At 35.2% G+C, this 17038-nt stretch carries 14 protein-coding genes; 10 read left to right on the top strand and 4 right to left on the bottom strand.

All coding sequences use genetic code 11. The features are described from left to right. Positions 1–110: 110 nt before the first annotated feature. Positions 111–1055, bottom strand: coding sequence for a Dyp-type peroxidase (locus LAB100_RS09250; protein WP_119327236.1), 945 nt, complete (start codon positions 1053–1055; stop codon positions 111–113). 679 nt (positions 1056–1734) lie between these two features. Here LAB100_RS09250 and LAB100_RS09245 point away from each other — a divergent pair. The 6 genes from LAB100_RS09245 to LAB100_RS09220 all read left to right on the top strand — a co-directional run bounded on the left by LAB100_RS09245 (position 1735) and on the right by LAB100_RS09220 (position 9297). Next, positions 1735–2724 carry a choloylglycine hydrolase family protein gene (locus tag LAB100_RS09245; RefSeq protein ID WP_119327235.1) on the top strand — a complete coding sequence of 330 codons (990 nt, stop codon included), beginning with the start codon at positions 1735–1737 and terminating at the stop codon, positions 2722–2724. Positions 2725–2912: 188 nt separating this feature from the next. Next, complete coding sequence (locus LAB100_RS09240; RefSeq protein WP_119327234.1) at positions 2913–3641, top strand: GntR family transcriptional regulator; 729 nt, start codon at positions 2913–2915, stop codon at positions 3639–3641. A gap of 101 nt (positions 3642–3742) precedes the next feature. Further along, positions 3743–6097, top strand: coding sequence for a phosphoketolase family protein (locus LAB100_RS09235; RefSeq protein WP_119327233.1), 2355 nt, complete (start codon positions 3743–3745; stop codon positions 6095–6097). A gap of 446 nt (positions 6098–6543) precedes the next feature. Beyond that, complete coding sequence (locus LAB100_RS09230; protein WP_119327232.1) at positions 6544–6729, top strand: hypothetical protein; 186 nt, start codon at positions 6544–6546, stop codon at positions 6727–6729. A gap of 266 nt (positions 6730–6995) precedes the next feature. Then, on the top strand, positions 6996–8819 hold the full coding sequence (locus tag LAB100_RS09225) for a bacterial Ig-like domain-containing protein (protein ID WP_119327231.1): 1824 nt from the start codon (positions 6996–6998) through the stop codon (positions 8817–8819). A gap of 4 nt (positions 8820–8823) precedes the next feature. Beyond that, on the top strand, positions 8824–9297 hold the full coding sequence (locus LAB100_RS09220) for an SLAP domain-containing protein (RefSeq protein WP_119327230.1): 474 nt from the start codon (positions 8824–8826) through the stop codon (positions 9295–9297). Positions 9298–9359: 62 nt separating this feature from the next. On the opposite strand, the gene LAB100_RS09215 is transcribed toward LAB100_RS09220, so the two are convergent. Both LAB100_RS09215 and LAB100_RS09210 read right to left on the bottom strand, forming a co-directional pair. After that, positions 9360–9749 (bottom strand): winged helix-turn-helix transcriptional regulator, encoded by a 390-nt coding sequence (locus LAB100_RS09215; RefSeq protein WP_119327229.1) that lies wholly within the window; start codon positions 9747–9749, stop codon positions 9360–9362. A 58-nt stretch (positions 9750–9807) separates the two neighbouring features. Further along, positions 9808–11016, bottom strand: a complete 1209-nt coding sequence (locus LAB100_RS09210; RefSeq protein ID WP_119327228.1) for an MFS transporter — start codon at positions 11014–11016, stop codon at positions 9808–9810. A 1028-nt stretch (positions 11017–12044) separates the two neighbouring features. On the opposite strand from LAB100_RS09210, the gene LAB100_RS09205 reads away from it, so the two are divergent. From LAB100_RS09205 to LAB100_RS09195, 3 genes are read left to right on the top strand one after another with little or no spacing between them, the layout of a single operon-like run. Then, the gene (locus tag LAB100_RS09205; RefSeq protein WP_119327226.1) at positions 12045–13013 is read left to right on the top strand and encodes an ABC transporter substrate-binding protein; all 969 of its coding nucleotides are present in this window, start codon (positions 12045–12047) and stop codon (positions 13011–13013) included. A gap of 24 nt (positions 13014–13037) precedes the next feature. Beyond that, positions 13038–13988: an ABC transporter permease gene (locus LAB100_RS09200; protein ID WP_119327225.1), complete on the top strand. Its 951-nt coding sequence runs from the start codon at positions 13038–13040 to the stop codon at positions 13986–13988. Further along, entirely contained in the window at positions 13936–14694 is a 759-nt protein-coding gene (locus LAB100_RS09195; protein WP_119327224.1) for an ABC transporter ATP-binding protein, read from the top strand. Before LAB100_RS09200 ends, LAB100_RS09195 begins: the two co-directional genes overlap by 53 nt. 286 nt (positions 14695–14980) lie before the next feature. Here LAB100_RS09195 and LAB100_RS09190 read toward each other — a convergent pair whose 3' ends face one another. After that, complete coding sequence (locus LAB100_RS09190; RefSeq protein ID WP_119327223.1) at positions 14981–15784, bottom strand: tyrosine-protein phosphatase; 804 nt, start codon at positions 15782–15784, stop codon at positions 14981–14983. 61 nt (positions 15785–15845) lie between these two features. Here LAB100_RS09190 and LAB100_RS09185 point away from each other — a divergent pair, with 61 nt between their 5' ends. Next, entirely contained in the window at positions 15846–16958 is a 1113-nt protein-coding gene (locus LAB100_RS09185) for a glycerate kinase (RefSeq protein ID WP_119327222.1), read from the top strand. Positions 16959–17038: the final 80 nt, after the last annotated feature.

Here is a 17038-nt window from a genome sequence, read left to right as displayed (position 1 = left end):
AACAGTGCCTATTAAGAAATTAAAACTTAATAAGCACTGTTATTTTTATTTAATATTTATAATACTGTAAATTTTGAATACTGATACTAAAAATTAAATCAAGTTGTTTTTTAATAATCTCCGTCAGCAATCTTCTCCAAAGTAGTTTTGGAAGGGATGAAGAATAGATTCCCAGTAATTGGAGTACTGAAATCAAGTAGACGATCGCTCTTAGTGAACATATTGGTCAACATACGGTTGGTAATAGCGAAGTCTTTCGAATAACCAATAAAATATGTTCCAGTAATATTTTTGGCGGGATCTGAGAAGGGAACATTCATTCTGACAATTTTGTGTTCGACGCCGCCTTCTTCATCTTTGGAAACGACGTTGTGAGCATTTTTTAGTTTTTCATCATCATCGAGTTCTCGATCGGAGAATTTGTGACGACCAATGGCTTTTTCTTGATCTTCGGTCTTTAATTTTTTCCAAGCATCCATATTGTGGATATATTTTTGGGCAAAAGCGTAAGAACCATTTTCAAATTCAGGATCTTGTTCTTTATCAATTAAAGTATAATCCATTGATTCGATACCAGTAGGGTTCTCAGTACCATCAATGAAACCAACAATTGAACGTCCTTCCATATATCTGAAACCATGTGTTTCATCTTCTACGGTAGTGATAGGACGTAAAATCCCCATGAATTGATCCATTAGTTCATAACAAACAGCCATTTTCTTGGAACGAATATGAATGAATAAATCACCTGGTGTTGAAACGGCAGTGTATTTTGGACCTTTGATCTCTTGAAAATTTTCTAATTCTTTTGGCTTTGGAGAATTTGGGAAAAGATAATCCCAAGCATCTGATCCAAATCCCCAAGCAATATGTGCTTGGGCTTCAGGGTCACGAATTCGCATACTATTGATAATTGAATTAGACATGTCAGAAAATTCTGCGATAGCATCTTTTTCAGCAGTTAAATCGCTATGATTTAACATCAAAGTTGTAAAAATAACACTCTCACCAGCGTCCTTGTACACATCTTGAGCTTTTTTTATGTCTACTGTCATGAATCTACCTCCGAAGTATTTGTTTATACACTTACCTTATCACACAATAAATTAAAACGATATTATTAAAATTCACAAATAAAAATTCTTGATTATGTTCTTAATTAAGCGAATAATTAATTTAATAATGAATTTCAGTTCTTACTTAAGCTTGATTATGACTAATATTAACTGAATAATTTGAAGGATACCGTCGTCCGTGAAATCTCTGTGGACGCTGGAACGTGGTGGGCACAGATTTGAGCTAATGAAATTCGCATTATCTCAAATACTGGCCTTGTCCTAAGTGAGTTCCTCACTAAGGACAATTTCACCACTGAGCATCCACAGAGATTTTACTACCGACTGGATTTTAATTTCTAGTATTGTTGGTTAAAAGTGCAATGTTATAGAATCTTTTGTCTTATATGCATTGTATAAAAACGATTAATTAGTAAATTAATATACTAGTTCGGAGCAACAAAGAAAATGGGCTCAGTAGTGAGATTCTACTTAGCTCACGTAGTGAGGTTAGTAGAAGGTCGATCTTGAAGACTGTTGGCATAGCCAAGAGGCTCCAAGTCGGCCCACTACGTTCCAGCCCAATTTTCTTTGTTGCGGAGAACGGCAAGTTTAAATTGTAACCAAATTTAAGTAAGAACTGAAATTTCAGATAATTCCCGAAAGGAAGTACCAATATATGTGTACAAGTCTTAGTTTAGGAGCTTTAGATGGCTCAAAATTTTTAGCAAGAACAATGGATTTTGCTTTTGAATTAAATGGCAGACCAACTTTTTTACCAGAACAATACAAGTGGATTTCTTCTTATGATAAGAAGACTTACACGGCTGATTATGCAATTATGGGAACTGGTGCTAAGTATGGTAATAATTATATGGTAGCCGATGGTTTCAATGAATACGGTTTGTCAGCTGCTGAATTGTATTTCGCTAATGCTGCCAAGTATGAAACAGAACCAACTGATGGTGAAATCAACCTTGTAGCGGAAGAATTTATTCTTTGGGCTTTAGGAAATAATAAATCAATTGAAGATTTGAAGGAAAATATCAAACAAGTTCATTTGATTGAGTCAGACGCTGGCGTTATGGGACAAAATCAACCATTACACTTTATCTTTAGTGATTCAACTGGGGCTACTTACATTTTGGAACCAGAAGGGGACGGCTTAGTTCTTCAAGAAGACAAAGTCGGCGTTATGACTAATACTCCTGATTACAACTGGCACAAAACTAACCTTGCTAACTACTTAGGTGCTCAAACAACTAACTTCGGTGCTAAGAAATTCGGTGACCAAGAAGTTATCCCATTGGGTCAAAATGGTACATTTAGATTGCCTGGTGGTTACACAGCCGTCGATCGTTTTGTGAGAACTGCATTCGTTCGTAACGCAACTGAAGCTCCTAAAGATGCTAAGCAAGCTGTTAATACAATTTTGCATATGCTTGATAGTGTAACCATTCCTCGTGGTGTCAATATCAAGGAAAACGGTGAAGCTAGTTATACTCAATACCAAACTGTTTTGGATTTGACTAATAAAGTTATGTACTTTATACCATATGGCAATAGAACTGTTTATTCAGTTAAATTGACTGATGATTTAATCAAGAATCAAAAAGAACCAAAGGAATTTGAAGTCGATCTTAATCAAGACTTTTTAGCTTTAAATTAAAATTTTAATAAATAAGCAGGTGTTTTATCAGACAAGGCGTAACTTTCTCTGGTAAGATACCTGTTTTTTGTTAGGAATGGTTTCTTTTTTGGTATGTATGCACGATATGTTATAAGATATAATTAAATCAAAAGATAATCACCATGTTTATAATTGGTGCGACCCAATTTATGAAATGAGGAAAAAGAATGGCTGATTTAGTTTATCAAAAAATTATTGCATCACTAAAAAAGGCGATTGATGCCGGAGAATTTTCAGATATGCGTTTACCTGATGAAAGATCTCTAGCTGAAAGTTATAGTGTCAGCCGAAGCTCAATCAAACGAGCTTTAGGATTAATGGCAGATCAAGGAATTATATTTAAAAAACGTGGTTCGGGAACATTTGTGAATCCATTATATTTGAAACAGGGTTCATCATTTAATTACAGTGGTAAGAATTTGGGAATTACTGATAGTTTCAATGCTAATGGCCAAAAACCGGGCGTAAAAGTTCTGAGTTTTGATGTAATTCATCCAAATAAAGATCTTCAAGATAATTTGTTCTTAAAACCAACTGAATTTGTTTATGCTTTCAAACGTTTACGTTCGTTAGACGATGTACCTTTTATGATCGAAACAGGATATATTCCTATTAAGTTGGCACCAGAATTGTCAGAGCAAATTGCTTCGGAATCAATCTTTAATTATGTAGAATCAGAGTTGGGAAAAGAAGTTAACAAAACTTATTTGACAATTTCTGCAGAGCCATCAGATCAAGAGGGAAAAGAGTTATTACATTTAGCTGATAATGAACCAGTTGGTTTAATGGAAGGAATTTTCTTCTTAGATGATGGAACACCATTTGAATTTTCAACTATGAAGCTTCATTATAAATATTTCAAGTATGATTCATTTGTTGATTTAGCAAATAAGTAACAGCTAACAATAATTGGAACGCACCAATTTGTTAAATGGTTGACTTTTAATATTATTCTAGTTATCATAGCAATTGTAAATACATAAGGAGTGTGCTGGTAATGACAGATTACTCATCAAAAGAATACTTAAACTTAGTAGATAAATATTGGCGAGCAGCTAACTATGTTTCTGTTGGTCAACTATATTTAAAAGATAATCCATTGTTGAGACGTGAATTAAAGCCTGAGGACGTTAAAGTTCACCCAATTGGACATTGGGGTACTATCGCTGGTCAAAACTTTATTTATGCTCATTTGAATCGTGCTATCAATAAGTACGGTCTAAATATGTTCTATATCGAAGGCCCAGGTCATGGTGGGCAAGTAATGGTTTCAAATTCTTACCTTGATGGTAGTTATACTGAAACTTACCCAGAGATCACTCAAGACACTAAGGGTATGCAAAAACTCTTTAAACAATTCTCATTCCCAGGTGGTGTAGCATCTCATGCTGCCCCTGAAACTCCTGGATCAATGCATGAAGGTGGAGAACTAGGTTATTCTCTATCACACGGTGTTGGTGCTATTTTGGACAATCCTAAGGAAATCGCCGCAGTAGTTATTGGTGATGGTGAATCAGAAACTGGCCCATTGGCTGCTTCATGGTTCTCTAATGTCTTTATCAATCCTGTTGACGATGGTGCTGTCTTGCCAATCCTTAACTTAAATGGTTTCAAGATTTCTAATCCAACAATTTTGTCACGTAAAAGTGACGAAGATCTAACCAAGTACTTTGAAGGTATGGGTTGGGACCCAATGTTTGTTGAAGGCGATGATCCTGAAAAGATGCATCCAGAAATGGCTAAGACCGTTGATGCTGCTATTGAAAAGATTCAAGCTATTCAAACAGAGGCTAGAAAACATCCAGCTTCAGAAGCTAAGATGCCTAACTGGCCTGTTATCATTTTCCGTGCTCCTAAGGGCTGGACTGGTCCAAAGACTTGGGATGGCGAACCTATTGAAGGTTCATTTAGAGCTCACCAAATTCCAATCCCTGTTGATCAAAATGATATGCAACATGCTGACAAGTTGGTTGAATGGATGGAATCATATAAGCCAGATGAATTATTCGATGAAAATGGTACTTTGAAGTCAGAAATTGCTGCTATTGCTCCTAAGGGCCAAAGCAGAATGGCTATGAATCCAATCGTCAATGGTGGAGTGGATCCAAAACCTCTTAAATTGCCAGACTACAAGAACTATGCTTTGAAGTTTGACAAGCCAGGTACTAAGACAGCACAAGATATGATTGAATTAGGTAAGTATCTAGGTGAAGTTATTAAGATGAATTCTGATAACTTTAGATTGTTTGGACCTGATGAAACAATGTCTAACCGTTTGTATGGTGCCTTTGAAGCTACACCACGTCAATGGATGGAACCAGTTCATGAACCTAATGATCAATATGAAGCACCAGCTGGTCGTATCATTGATTCACAACTTTCAGAACATCAAGCTGAAGGATTCAATGAAGGTTATACTTTGACAGGACGTCACGGTATCTTTGCTAGTTATGAAGCTTTCTTGAGAGTTGTCGATTCAATGTTGACACAACACTTCAAGTGGTTGAGAAAAGCAAACGAACTAGGTTGGAGAAATAAGTATCCTTCACTAAATGTTATTGCTACATCAACAGCTTTCCAACAAGATCATAATGGTTATACTCACCAAGATCCTGGTATTATCACTCACTTGGCTGAGAAAAAACCAGAATATATTCGTGAATATTTCCCAGCTGACACAAATTCATTGTTAGCTGTTATGCCTAAGATTTTGGATGATCAAGAGAAAATCAATTTATTGGTCACATCTAAACAACCAAGACTTCAATTCTACTCAATTGAAGAAGGTCAAGAATTAGCCGATAAAGGTTTGAAGGTTATTGACTGGGCATCAAATGATAACGGTGATCCTGATATTGTTATTGCTGCTGCTGGTACTGAACCTAACCTTGAATCACTGGCTGCTATCAGTATTCTTAGAAAAGAGAAACCAGGACTTAAGATTAGATTTGTTAACGTAGTTGATCTATTGAAGTTGAGATCACCAAAAGTTGACCCTCGTGGTTTAACTGATGAACAATTCAATGAGATCTTTACGGTTGATAAACCAGTATTGTTCGCATTCCACGGCTTTGAAGATATCATTAAAGAGATCTTCTTTGATCGTGATAATCACAATCTATATGTTCATGGTTATCGTGAAAATGGTGATATCACTACACCATTTGATATGCGTGTTGTTAATGAAATGGATAGATTCCATTTGGCTGAAGAAGCTGCTGTTGCTGTTGAAGGCGATGGTGCTAGTGACTTTGCCGATGAGATGGAAGCTGAAGTTGATAAGCATAACAAGTATATTCGTGAGTATGGCGATGACTTACCAGAAGTTAACAGTTGGACATGGGATAAATAAATCTAACTAATAAAAAAGGACAGTGTCTGTTAAGAATTCAGGTATATTTTACTTACCTTGAATGTTTCTTAATGGGATGCTGTTCTTTTTTATTAAAATCGTTATAAGATTTACAATTAAATTATGTGTTCACACTTCGTAGACAATTGTTTATAAACCCCGCCACAATAGGGCTAGTAGAGAAAATAAGCAAAAAAATAATTGAATAAGTTTAGCTTTAATAATTCTAAGAAAATATTTTAGAAAAATGTGAAAGATTTTCAAAAGCTTACTGCGAGTAGAATGTAAACTTTAATTTGTTTTAAGAGAATAATAGGGATTATTAGAAAGAAAACGATAAGTATAAATGTGGCTCTAAGCATTGATATGACGGGGTTGTCAAACGTTTTTTGCCATGGTATTCTCATCTATGGAAAAGAAAAGAAAGACACTAAGGGGTGGATGTTATGACAACAAGAAACGTAAAATTCATGAAAGTAGCACTAATGGCGGTAGTAGCAATATTATTAATGATGTTATTCGTTTTGCAAAGCCGATACATCATTCCGGTAGTTGCTATTGTAGCGATTATATTAGCTGTCTATTCAGAAGATAAAATTTCAAAGAAACATACATTCAAGTTTACTGATTAATTAATCAGTCATAAGACAACTGGGGTAGGATTTCCAATATGGGAATCCTTTTTTTGTGCAACAAAATATCGTAAAGGATACAAAAAACTTCATTTCTTTAGATTTAGATAACATATACCTTAAAAAAAGTCTATTAAATAAGTTAAATATTAGAAAATAAATATGTGTAAAATGTTGTTCTTATAGTTGGGTTGCTCAATAGTTTATCTATCAATGCATGAGTATCATACGCTGATAATTCAATTATTTTTTAAGAGGAATAGATCATGAGAAGGATAAACTATGAGAGTATCAATAAAAAGGGATTGATTATTACAGCATTGGGTATTGCTGCTATAGGGGTAAGGTTAAATCAAACTATAGATGTTAAAGCTGATGCTGAGAATAATAGTGTTATCGAAAATGTTCAAAGTGGTGAAAAATTAAAACAGGATGGACAAAATATTCATTCTCAATCGACACCAATAGCTCAAGAAAATAAACAGTCAGTTACGACAGTTGATCAGTCGAAAACAAATCAAGAATCTGATTTAAATGATACAAAACAATCATCAGTTGACAGTGATTCGGCGAAAGAGAAAGATGTTCTTAAATCTAATGATGATGCTAGTCCAAAAACAAATAACGATGATATTCAACCGGAAAGTCCCCAATTTCCAGCGGTAACCGATACTACCGAAGAAGGAGTGACAGATGGACAGGAAGAAACAAGTCCAATACGTACGACGGTTCAAATTAGCGCTACAAATGACAGTGGGACGGCTATATCTAACTCAAAAGTTACCGATGTCATGGTAGACGCGAATGCAAAAGATGTTAATGCCATTTTTACGGTGGTTAATACTAGCGGGGACGATCAGGATACAACTTTTTCTCGTTTTCCAGGTAGTAGAGAAAATCTGGGCGAAATTTTATGTTTACCGAAGTATTATAAAGAAACCACTCCAGAAAACGATGTAGAGGTTTCAAATGACCTATCGGTAGATGAGCTTACTAAAAATCTACCTGAAAATGCTTATTTAAAATATTCAACTACAGATTTTTTTGGTATGAAAACATATGATGAGTTGATAAAAGATAATCCCGATTTTAAATGGTCTGATTTATCGGAAATTGGAATCTATTTTGATGGCACACCCATGAAAGGCGGCAGTAGTTTTTCGATTTCGGTTCCCTTAGTTGCTGGTAAATCAATTAATATTTATGACGCTACTGCGGGTAAATTTTCAATTGGTGCAGTTAGCAGTAAATTTACTGGAGCATATAGAAGATATGTCAGGTTTGGAAAAACGTCTGGAATAAAATTAGCCACTGGGGATAAGCCGTATGAGGCAATATGGGTGAATCCAGTAAATCAGGATTATGAAGATGTTCCTGATGAAATTCAAGAGCTAATGCCTGTTGCTAAATCTGATGCTATGGAAATAGATAATTTTTGGACCTATGAATTTGCAACAGACCAAACTTTGGTTTATACGGGGAGCATCATTGCTGTTGATTTGGAGTATGTAGGAATTCCAGAAATTGTTAAAGACAAAGGCTATTCAGTTCTATTAACAGATGCGGATAGTGAAGGAAAACGTTATCCTCAAGAATTTTATACATTTTCTGCTAATGATGATGAATCGGAACGAAGCGATTCTTCAGATGATGAAGATTATGTAGAAACGAATCCGTTTGTTTATATAATTTTAAGAAAAGTTATTGATACTAAAGATTTATCACTTAAAGTTGGCGATAATTGGTCCAATACCGATAACTTTGTTTCGGGATTAGATAATGATGATAAACCATTGAGCACAAAGGATGTTCAGGTGAGTATTGATGACCCTGATGGTATTCTTAAGGATGGAAAAGTCACTAAAGAGGGTAAATTAACAGTTAGATATTCATACAAAATTTCAGATAGTTTTTATGAAAATGATGCTCCATATATAATTACCAAAACAGCTTCGGTGAATGTTGAAAAAGAACCAACCACAAATGGATCTAATACTGCTGATCATATTCAAGATAACGGCAATGCAACACATACTCATGCACATGTAACGCACCAAACACATCAGACTAAATACATCTCATTCTTATAAGACAATGCACAAAAACAACGGAGAAACAGTTTCAACGAGTTCACATGAAACAACGGCCAATGTTGACAATACTTCGATTAAACATGTCCAAAGAATATTAGCGACAAATCCTGATAATACTGAAACAGTTTTATATAATATCGAAGGTCAAAAGGTAGGCGATCGTGCATTAGGTAAGAATACTTCTTGGTATAGTGATCAAGAGTTAACTCTTAATGAAAAACTATATTATCGTGTATCGACTAATGAGTGGGTTGATTCTAATGATGTTTATAGTTATGAAAGTAAAAATATTGTTGTTAAAACTCAGAGTTCAGCGCAATTACTATATACTGCAAACGGTAAGAAAATCACCAATCGTGAATTAGCACCTAATACAGCTTGGAAAGCTGACCGTCTAGCATATATTAATGACAAGAGTTATTATCGTGTGGCGACTAATGAGTTTGTACCAATTAGTGATATGATCGTGAAATAGAAATACATAAAAAGGCTCTAATGACTTTGTCTTGTCGTTAGAGCCTTTGTTATATAAATATTTTAATCTGCATAGGGTAATGCATCATTTTCAACATCTTCTTTGTTAAGCAAGATGATGTTCTCACCATTAGCCTTACGACGATCAATATCGTTTTCACCCCAAACACAGAGTTCTTCCAATATTTTATTTAATGAATGACCGTAGTTGGTTAATGAGTATTCAACTTTTGGCGGAATTTGATTGTAAACTTTGCGAGCTACAATGCCGTCATCTTCCAACTCACGTAACTGTTGAGTCAACATTTTTTGAGTGATGTTAGGGATGGCACGGCGCAATTGACCAGTTCGCATTTTGCCATGTTTTAAGTGACAAAGAATAATTGGTTTCCATTTGCCACCAATTATTCTCATTGTATTTTCGACACCAATATTATAAATTGCTTGTTTCATAATGCCATCCTCTCAATATTCTTATCTAATTTTTAAATCATAACATCACTAATTAGTCTTAGCAATTTTCTAAGTCTAAATCTTCAGTTTTAGCGACTGAGACTTCCATTTTCATTAAAGCCCAAATCAAAATAATACCAACTACTAGCATAGCAATACCAGCCCACGGAGTGTTAGTTAATTGACTGTTGGCGACCATTTGACCACCAACAGTTGATCCTAAAGTAATTCCCACATTGAAAGCTGAAATATTCAAGGCTGATGCTAGAGGAACTTCATTAGGAGTGTATTTTTCAGCTAATTGAACGATATAAAGTTGCAATCCAGGAACGTTCATAAAGGCGAAAAGTCCTAACAATAATACAGCAAGTAAGCCGAGGAAATGCGAGTTCATAGCAAACTTCATAACAATCAAAGCAACGCCTAAGCCAACAAACATCTTCAATAAAGCCAATAATGGACGTTTATTAGCCCAGCGACCACCCAATGTATTTCCAACAGCAACTGCTGCACCATAGACAATTAAAATAATAACAATTGCGCCTTGTGACCAGCCCATATTCTTATTAAGAATTGTTGTTAAATAAGTGTATACGGGGAAAGTTGCACCGTAACCCAAAGCTGTGATCAAAAGAATCAACAGCAATTGTGGTTGTTTCAAAATTCTCCAAATGCCTTTGACACTAGTAGGTTTTGGCAATGGCAATTCATTTGGAACTAAAACGATGTTAGTAATCAATCCTATTAGACCAAGTGCAACAAGGAAGAAGAATGACAATCTCCAACCCCAAGTGTTACCGATAAAAGTACCAATAGGCACACCAGTAATAGTTGCGACTGTTAAACCAGTAAACATAACTGCAATAGCTGAAGCACGTTTGTTAGGAGCAACCACGTCAGCGGCAATCAATGAAGCAATCGTCATGAAAATTCCGTGTGCTAAAGCAGCAATTACACGGCCTGCCAAAAGAATAGCAAACGTTGGGGCCATAGCGGCTAAAAGATTTCCAATGATAAAACTGATCATGATACCAATCAGTAGTTTTTTTCTATCCCAGCGATTAGTGATCAAAGCCAAAATAGGAGCTCCAAACATAATTCCTGTTGCATAAATAGAAACAGTTAATCCACCTTGTGCTAAAGATATGCCAAAGGCCTTAGTAAGCATTGGCATAATACCAACACTGATAAATTCTGTTGATCCAATTGCAAAAGCACTGATAGCTAGTGACAAAAGAATCCAAGTTGATGACACTTTTTTGTTCATATTCATTTCACCCCTTAGGTAATAATTAAGTATGTGTATCATTATATGGGGTTGGGATAAATAAACAATTACGTACTTTAAAGTGCAGTAGGGACTAAAAAGTACCTATATTAATTAAGAATGCCGTCGTCCGTGAAACCTCTGTGGATGCTGGAACGTAGTGGGCACAGCTTGGAGCCAATGAAGTTCACATTGTCTTCAAGACTGGCCTTGTCCTAAGTGGGAAACCCACTAAGGACAATTTCACTACTGAGCATCCACAGAGGTTTCACTCCCGACTAGGGCTTGAGATTTAGGATTATTGAGTAAACTTGCAATATAGGAAATTGGTTTTTATCATTTTAGAAGTTTTTAATTAATTAATTTACAAAGTAGTTTTTGCTAAAGTGTCAGTTTGTTTATACTATAAGTTTCTTAATGGACTTTTTTCTAATTACTTAGAATTCAAGGTAACTAAACTAACAGAGAAAAAACCTAGTCCGGAGTATCAAATCCGATGGGCTCAGTAGTGAAATTCTACTTAGCTCACGAAGTGAGGTTAGTAGAAGGTCGAACTTGAAGACTGTTGGCAAAGCCAAGAGGCTCCAAGTCGGCCCACTACGTTCCAGCCCTATCGGCTTTGATGCGGAGGACGGCATCCTTCAACAACATTTCCTAATATATTGCGTTGATAAATTAGATTATTTTAATATTATTATTGACAGACTAATTTTTAAATGCTTTACTAGTCATTGTAAATTGAAAACGAGGGGAACTTTATTATGAAAATTAATAATCAAAACTCACATTTAAATAATCAATTTGCCTTTAGCTTTTTCTTTAGATAGCGTTTGTATCCCATTGATAGGATACGGACGCGTACGTGTTCGTATCTATCGATTGGCTAAAGCTTTTAAGCATGTCATTTAAAGCCAGATAGATACAGGGTTGAATCTATCTGGAGAAATTATTTGGGCCCAAGTAAAAAACCAGTTAGATTCGTATCCGAATCTAGCTGGTTTTTTTATATATTTGGGAGGATGAATTTCATGAAAAAAACATTAATTAGTTTGTTGACAGTAGCGATGGCAGCCTTGGCATTAGTAGGTTGTTCTAATAATTCTGCAGCGGATAAAAAAACACTTAACGTAGGAATTTTACAGATTGTGCCACATGGCTCATTAGATGCAGCACGTAAAGGATTCAAGGAAGAATTAAATAAAGAAGTTAAGCAACATGACAAGTCAATCAAGGTTAATTATAACTATCAAAATGCTCAAGGGGATCAATCAAATCTTAATTCAATGGCACAACAATTGACTCAAAAGAAAAATGATTTGATCTTAGGTATTGCTACACCATCAGCACAAGCTTTGGCTAAGAAAACTAAATCAACTCCAATTGTTGTCACAGCTGTAACTAATTTAGAGAGTGCCGGTTTGGTCAAGAGTGATAACAAGCCTAATACTAACGTCACTGGTACTAAAGATTTAGGACCAGTTGATAAGCAAGTTAAACTATTAACTACTTTGACTAAGAATAATAAACCAGTTGGTGTTTTATATAATTCATCAGAAGAAAATTCAGTTTTACAGATCAAGATGGTTAAAAAATATGCTAAAAATCATAATCTTAAATTAAATATTGTCAGTGTAACAAGTACTAACGATGTTGCTAGTGCTTTGTCAGGTATGGCCGACAAGGTTTCAGGTATTTATATTCCAACTGATAATTTGATGGCTAGTTCAATGAAAACTGTTGGTAAAAAAGCTCGTGAGGCTAAATTGCCAGTTGTCACAGGTTCAATTGAAATGGCTGAAGATGGTGGTACAGCTACATATGGTATTAATTACAATGATTTAGGAAAGCAAACAGCTAAGATGGCTTACAAGATTTTGATTGATAAAAAGAAACCTCAAGATATGCCAGTTGAAATATCACATACTTTGAGACTTTATATCAACAAAGATAATGCTAAAGCACTTGGAATCAATCCTGATCAAATCAAGAAACCTTAGTAGGAAATTTTTGGAGGTAGAGAAATGATTATATCTAGTCTTGGACAAGGATTATTATGGGCACCTTTGGCAATCGGTGTTTTTATTACATTTAGAATTTTGGATATTCCTGATTTAACAACTGAAGGTAGTTTTCCTTTTGGAGCAGCTATTGCGGTTAGTTTAATGTTGAAAGGTCAGTCGGCCATTGTAGCTTCACTAGCTGGATTTTTGGCTGGCTGCGTAGCCGGATTAATTACGGGAATTCTCGATACAAAGTTAAAGATCCCTTCACTATTGGCTGGTATTTTAACGATGACAGGCTTGTATTCAATCAATATGCATATTATGGGCAAATCCAATGTACCGTTATTAAATCAAAAAGTTTTGACAGAGTATTTGCCAGAAGGTTGGAGCTTAGAGGTTCAAACGATTGTCTTAGGATTGTTAATTACAGTAATCGTAGTGGGATTGTTGTATATGATGTTCAAAACTAGATTAGGACTTTCTCTAATGGCAACTGGTAATAATAAAGATATGTCAGCTGCTAATGGTATCAATACCGACGGAATGATTATTTTTGGATATGCCATTTCCAATGGATTTATCGCTTTATCTGGAGCTTTAGTTGCCCAAAGTAATGGTTATGCTGATATCGGAATGGGTATTGGAACAATTGTTATTGGATTAGCTTCAGTTCTTGTTGGTGAAATATTCCTACGTGGACATGGAATTTTAACTCGTTTAATAGCAATGGTAGTCGGAGCTATAATCTATCGATTATTATTAACGGTAGCGATGAGTTTAGGCTTCCCAGCAGACGATTTGAAGATACTTTCAGCCATTATCTTAATTATTGTTATCTGTGTACCAATTATCCAAAATCGAATTAGAACAAAACGTCAATTGAAGAAATACTTAGAACAAATGGAGGAACAAGACGATGAAAGTATTACAAGTGCAGCATCTACAGAAGGTATTCTTTCCCGGGACTGAGAATGAGCGTCATGTTTTGAAAAATATTAATTTACAAGTTAATGAAGGCGATTTTATCTCAGTTATTGGGAATAATGGTGCTGGTAAATCAACACTTTTGAATACTATTGCTGGTACATTGAACGCTGATGCCGGCGAAATCGACTTGGCCAATCATAATGTTTCTAAAAAATCAGTTGCGTACCGTTCTCGTTGGATGTCACGAGTTTTCCAAGATCCTAAAATGGGAACTGCTGGTGATTTAACAGTTTTGCAAAATTTGGTTCTAGCCCAAAGTCATACCCATACGATCAATTTGAAATGGTATCAGAAAAAGGGGGATATCGAATCATATCAACAATTATTAGCTACTTTGAATATGGGACTGGAAAATTTTTTGAACACGCAAGTTAAATATTTGTCTGGTGGTCAAAGACAGGCTTTATCATTACTGATGGCTACATTAAGTAAACCAAAATTGTTATTGTTAGACGAACATACCGCAGCACTTGATCCTAAAACAAGTCAGGAAGTTATGAAAATAACTGATCAGATTGTTTTGAGAGAACAATTAACAACGATGATGATTACACATAAAATGTCAGATGCTTTGAAGTATGGTAATCGTTTGGTAATGATTCAAGATGGTCAAATCAAGTTGGATGTTAAAGGCACAGAAAAGAAAAATCTTAAACAAGAACAATTATTAGCCGCATTTGAGGCATAGTAAAAAGTCCGTTACTGAAGTAGAGATCAGTAACGGACTTTTCGTATTTAATAATCCATTTATCAGGGGGGAAGGATGGATTAAGACTTTTAATTTATCTATATCTTTTTTTATATGAAGATTATGTTTATAGGGGGGATAAGTTAAAGCTTTTTGATTTCCTTTAACTTACAAGTACATCGTAACTGGCAAATGTGAAGAAATTATGATGTTGGTGTTTTGAAAATAAGAAGTTTGACTATAATCAGCATTAACTATGTTGATTATAGTCAAACTTCAGTCAGTGTTACTCAAGATAAATTTTCTTCAAAGTAGTGATTTCCGAAGAGCTGACCTTGAGTTCTTTTTTGATATAATTATTTATATTGCCATACTTTTTATCAATTGTTTTCATGGCTGTTGCTAGATAATTGTAGTGAACGGTCATTAAGTCTTTGACTGAATTGATAACGTCAGGATCGGTGTACCCCTTCTTATTTAACATTTCAAGAAGATTATCGACAAATTCCTTATTAGCGACGTTAGTTAATAGGTAATCTTCCTTGATAGTTTCAAAAGGAACTCCTAGAGCAGTTAAGAAGAAGACTGCGCCCATACCGGTTCTATCTTTACCAGCACTACAATGGAAAATCAAAACGTTATCATCGCCAGTATTTAATAATAATTGATTAAAGAATTTACGATAAGCGACTTTTGCGGTGTCACCTATGATAACATCACGGTAAACTGCAATCATATGTTCATATCCATTGGTAGGATCACTGCCGATTTCAGGAATATAGCCTTCATTCTGGACTTCTGAGGCCTTTGTTTCATCTTCTTGAAATACTGGAGCCCAAACATAGCGGACGCCCTCAGGACGTTTGTCAGGCTTTTGATCAATTTCTGCTTTTGAACGGAAGTCGACATCTATTTTTAATCCGTAATCTTTAAGATAGTTCAGATCATTGTCAGTCAAATCAGCTAAACCGGCAGATCTAAGAATTTTGTGATACTTAACAGTTCTACCATCTGCTGTTTTATAGCCGCCAAGTTCACGGAAATTAACACCTTTTTCAAGGTTTAAAACACGTTCATTATCGTTAGCCATTGTCAATTACCTCGTTGTTTTTTCTATAATCTATTATAACAAAGGAAGGGTCATTCTTATTATGAAGTTTATTATTGCACCCGGAAAATATAGCAATCATATTAGCTCGACCAAAATAGGTCAGGCTATTTATAGTGGTATTTCTCGAGCCCTTCCTGATGCTGAAATTGCTACAATGCCAGTGACCGATAGTGAATATGGTATGCCAGCGTTAGTTGAACATACAATTGGCGGTCAATGGATGAAATTGCCGTTTTTTGATGCTTTTTGGGACAATAAAAATGGACATTATCTAATAACAAAGATCGATAGTCAAAGTACCGCTGTTATTGATTCAGAGCAAGTTGTAGGCGTAAATTTAGCAAAAGATAAAACCAGAGATCAGTTGTTTCACGCAACGAGTTATGGTATCGGTGAATTCATTGTTGACGCGGTAACTAGTGGTATTAAAAATATTGTTTTGTGCTTAGGTAAAACGGCCGTAGCTGATGGTGGATTAGGTGCTTTACAAGCATTAGGTGCCAAGATCTATGATGAAAATGGTGAACTGATTCCGGAAGGTGAAAATCCTTTGATAAATGCCGTGAGAATTGACATGGAAGATGTCTATGAATTGTTGGGAAGACGGACGAATATCACAGTCTTATTGAGCTATTCAAGTTCTCAGAAACTTTGCGATACGGTTGAATATCTAAATGAAACTCAAGAAAGTTTTTTGGAAGATAATTTAGTTTATGTTACCGAAAAAATGAATCAGAAGTATAATTTAGATATACACCCGATGCCACATTCGGATTCAATTAAGACATTGGCAGGGGCGTTTGCAATGATTAATGCACGTATTTTACGGTCATCGTTTGAATGGGTTGCTAAGGTTACGGGGATGAATGAGATTATTCGGTCTACCGATGTTTTGATTACAGCAACCGATAAAATTTCTAGCGATTCGATGCATGATGATATCTTGTATCATTTGAGTAGAGTAGCGGGATCAGAAAAAATACCGACATTCGTTTTGTGTAATAATTTTGTCGATAATTTTCAAGATTACGAGCAGCTTTTTACAGGAATATTTTCAACGCAAATGACGGAATACGATGATGAGATTACGATATTTGAAAATTATGAATCAGTGGCTAATCAATTAGCAAGGACACTTTTGGCATTTAAATAGTTTATTTTATTGAATAATATATATGAATGCATTAATCTAAAATTAAAGGAATTTCAATAAGTGCATTGGAGGATTGAATT

This window comes from Companilactobacillus musae (assembly GCF_003967595.1).
Taxonomy (GTDB): Bacteria; Bacillota; Bacilli; order Lactobacillales; family Lactobacillaceae; genus Companilactobacillus; species Companilactobacillus musae.
The sequence above is the reverse complement of the archived record's forward strand: the minus strand, read 5'-3'. Positions and strand labels throughout refer to the sequence as shown.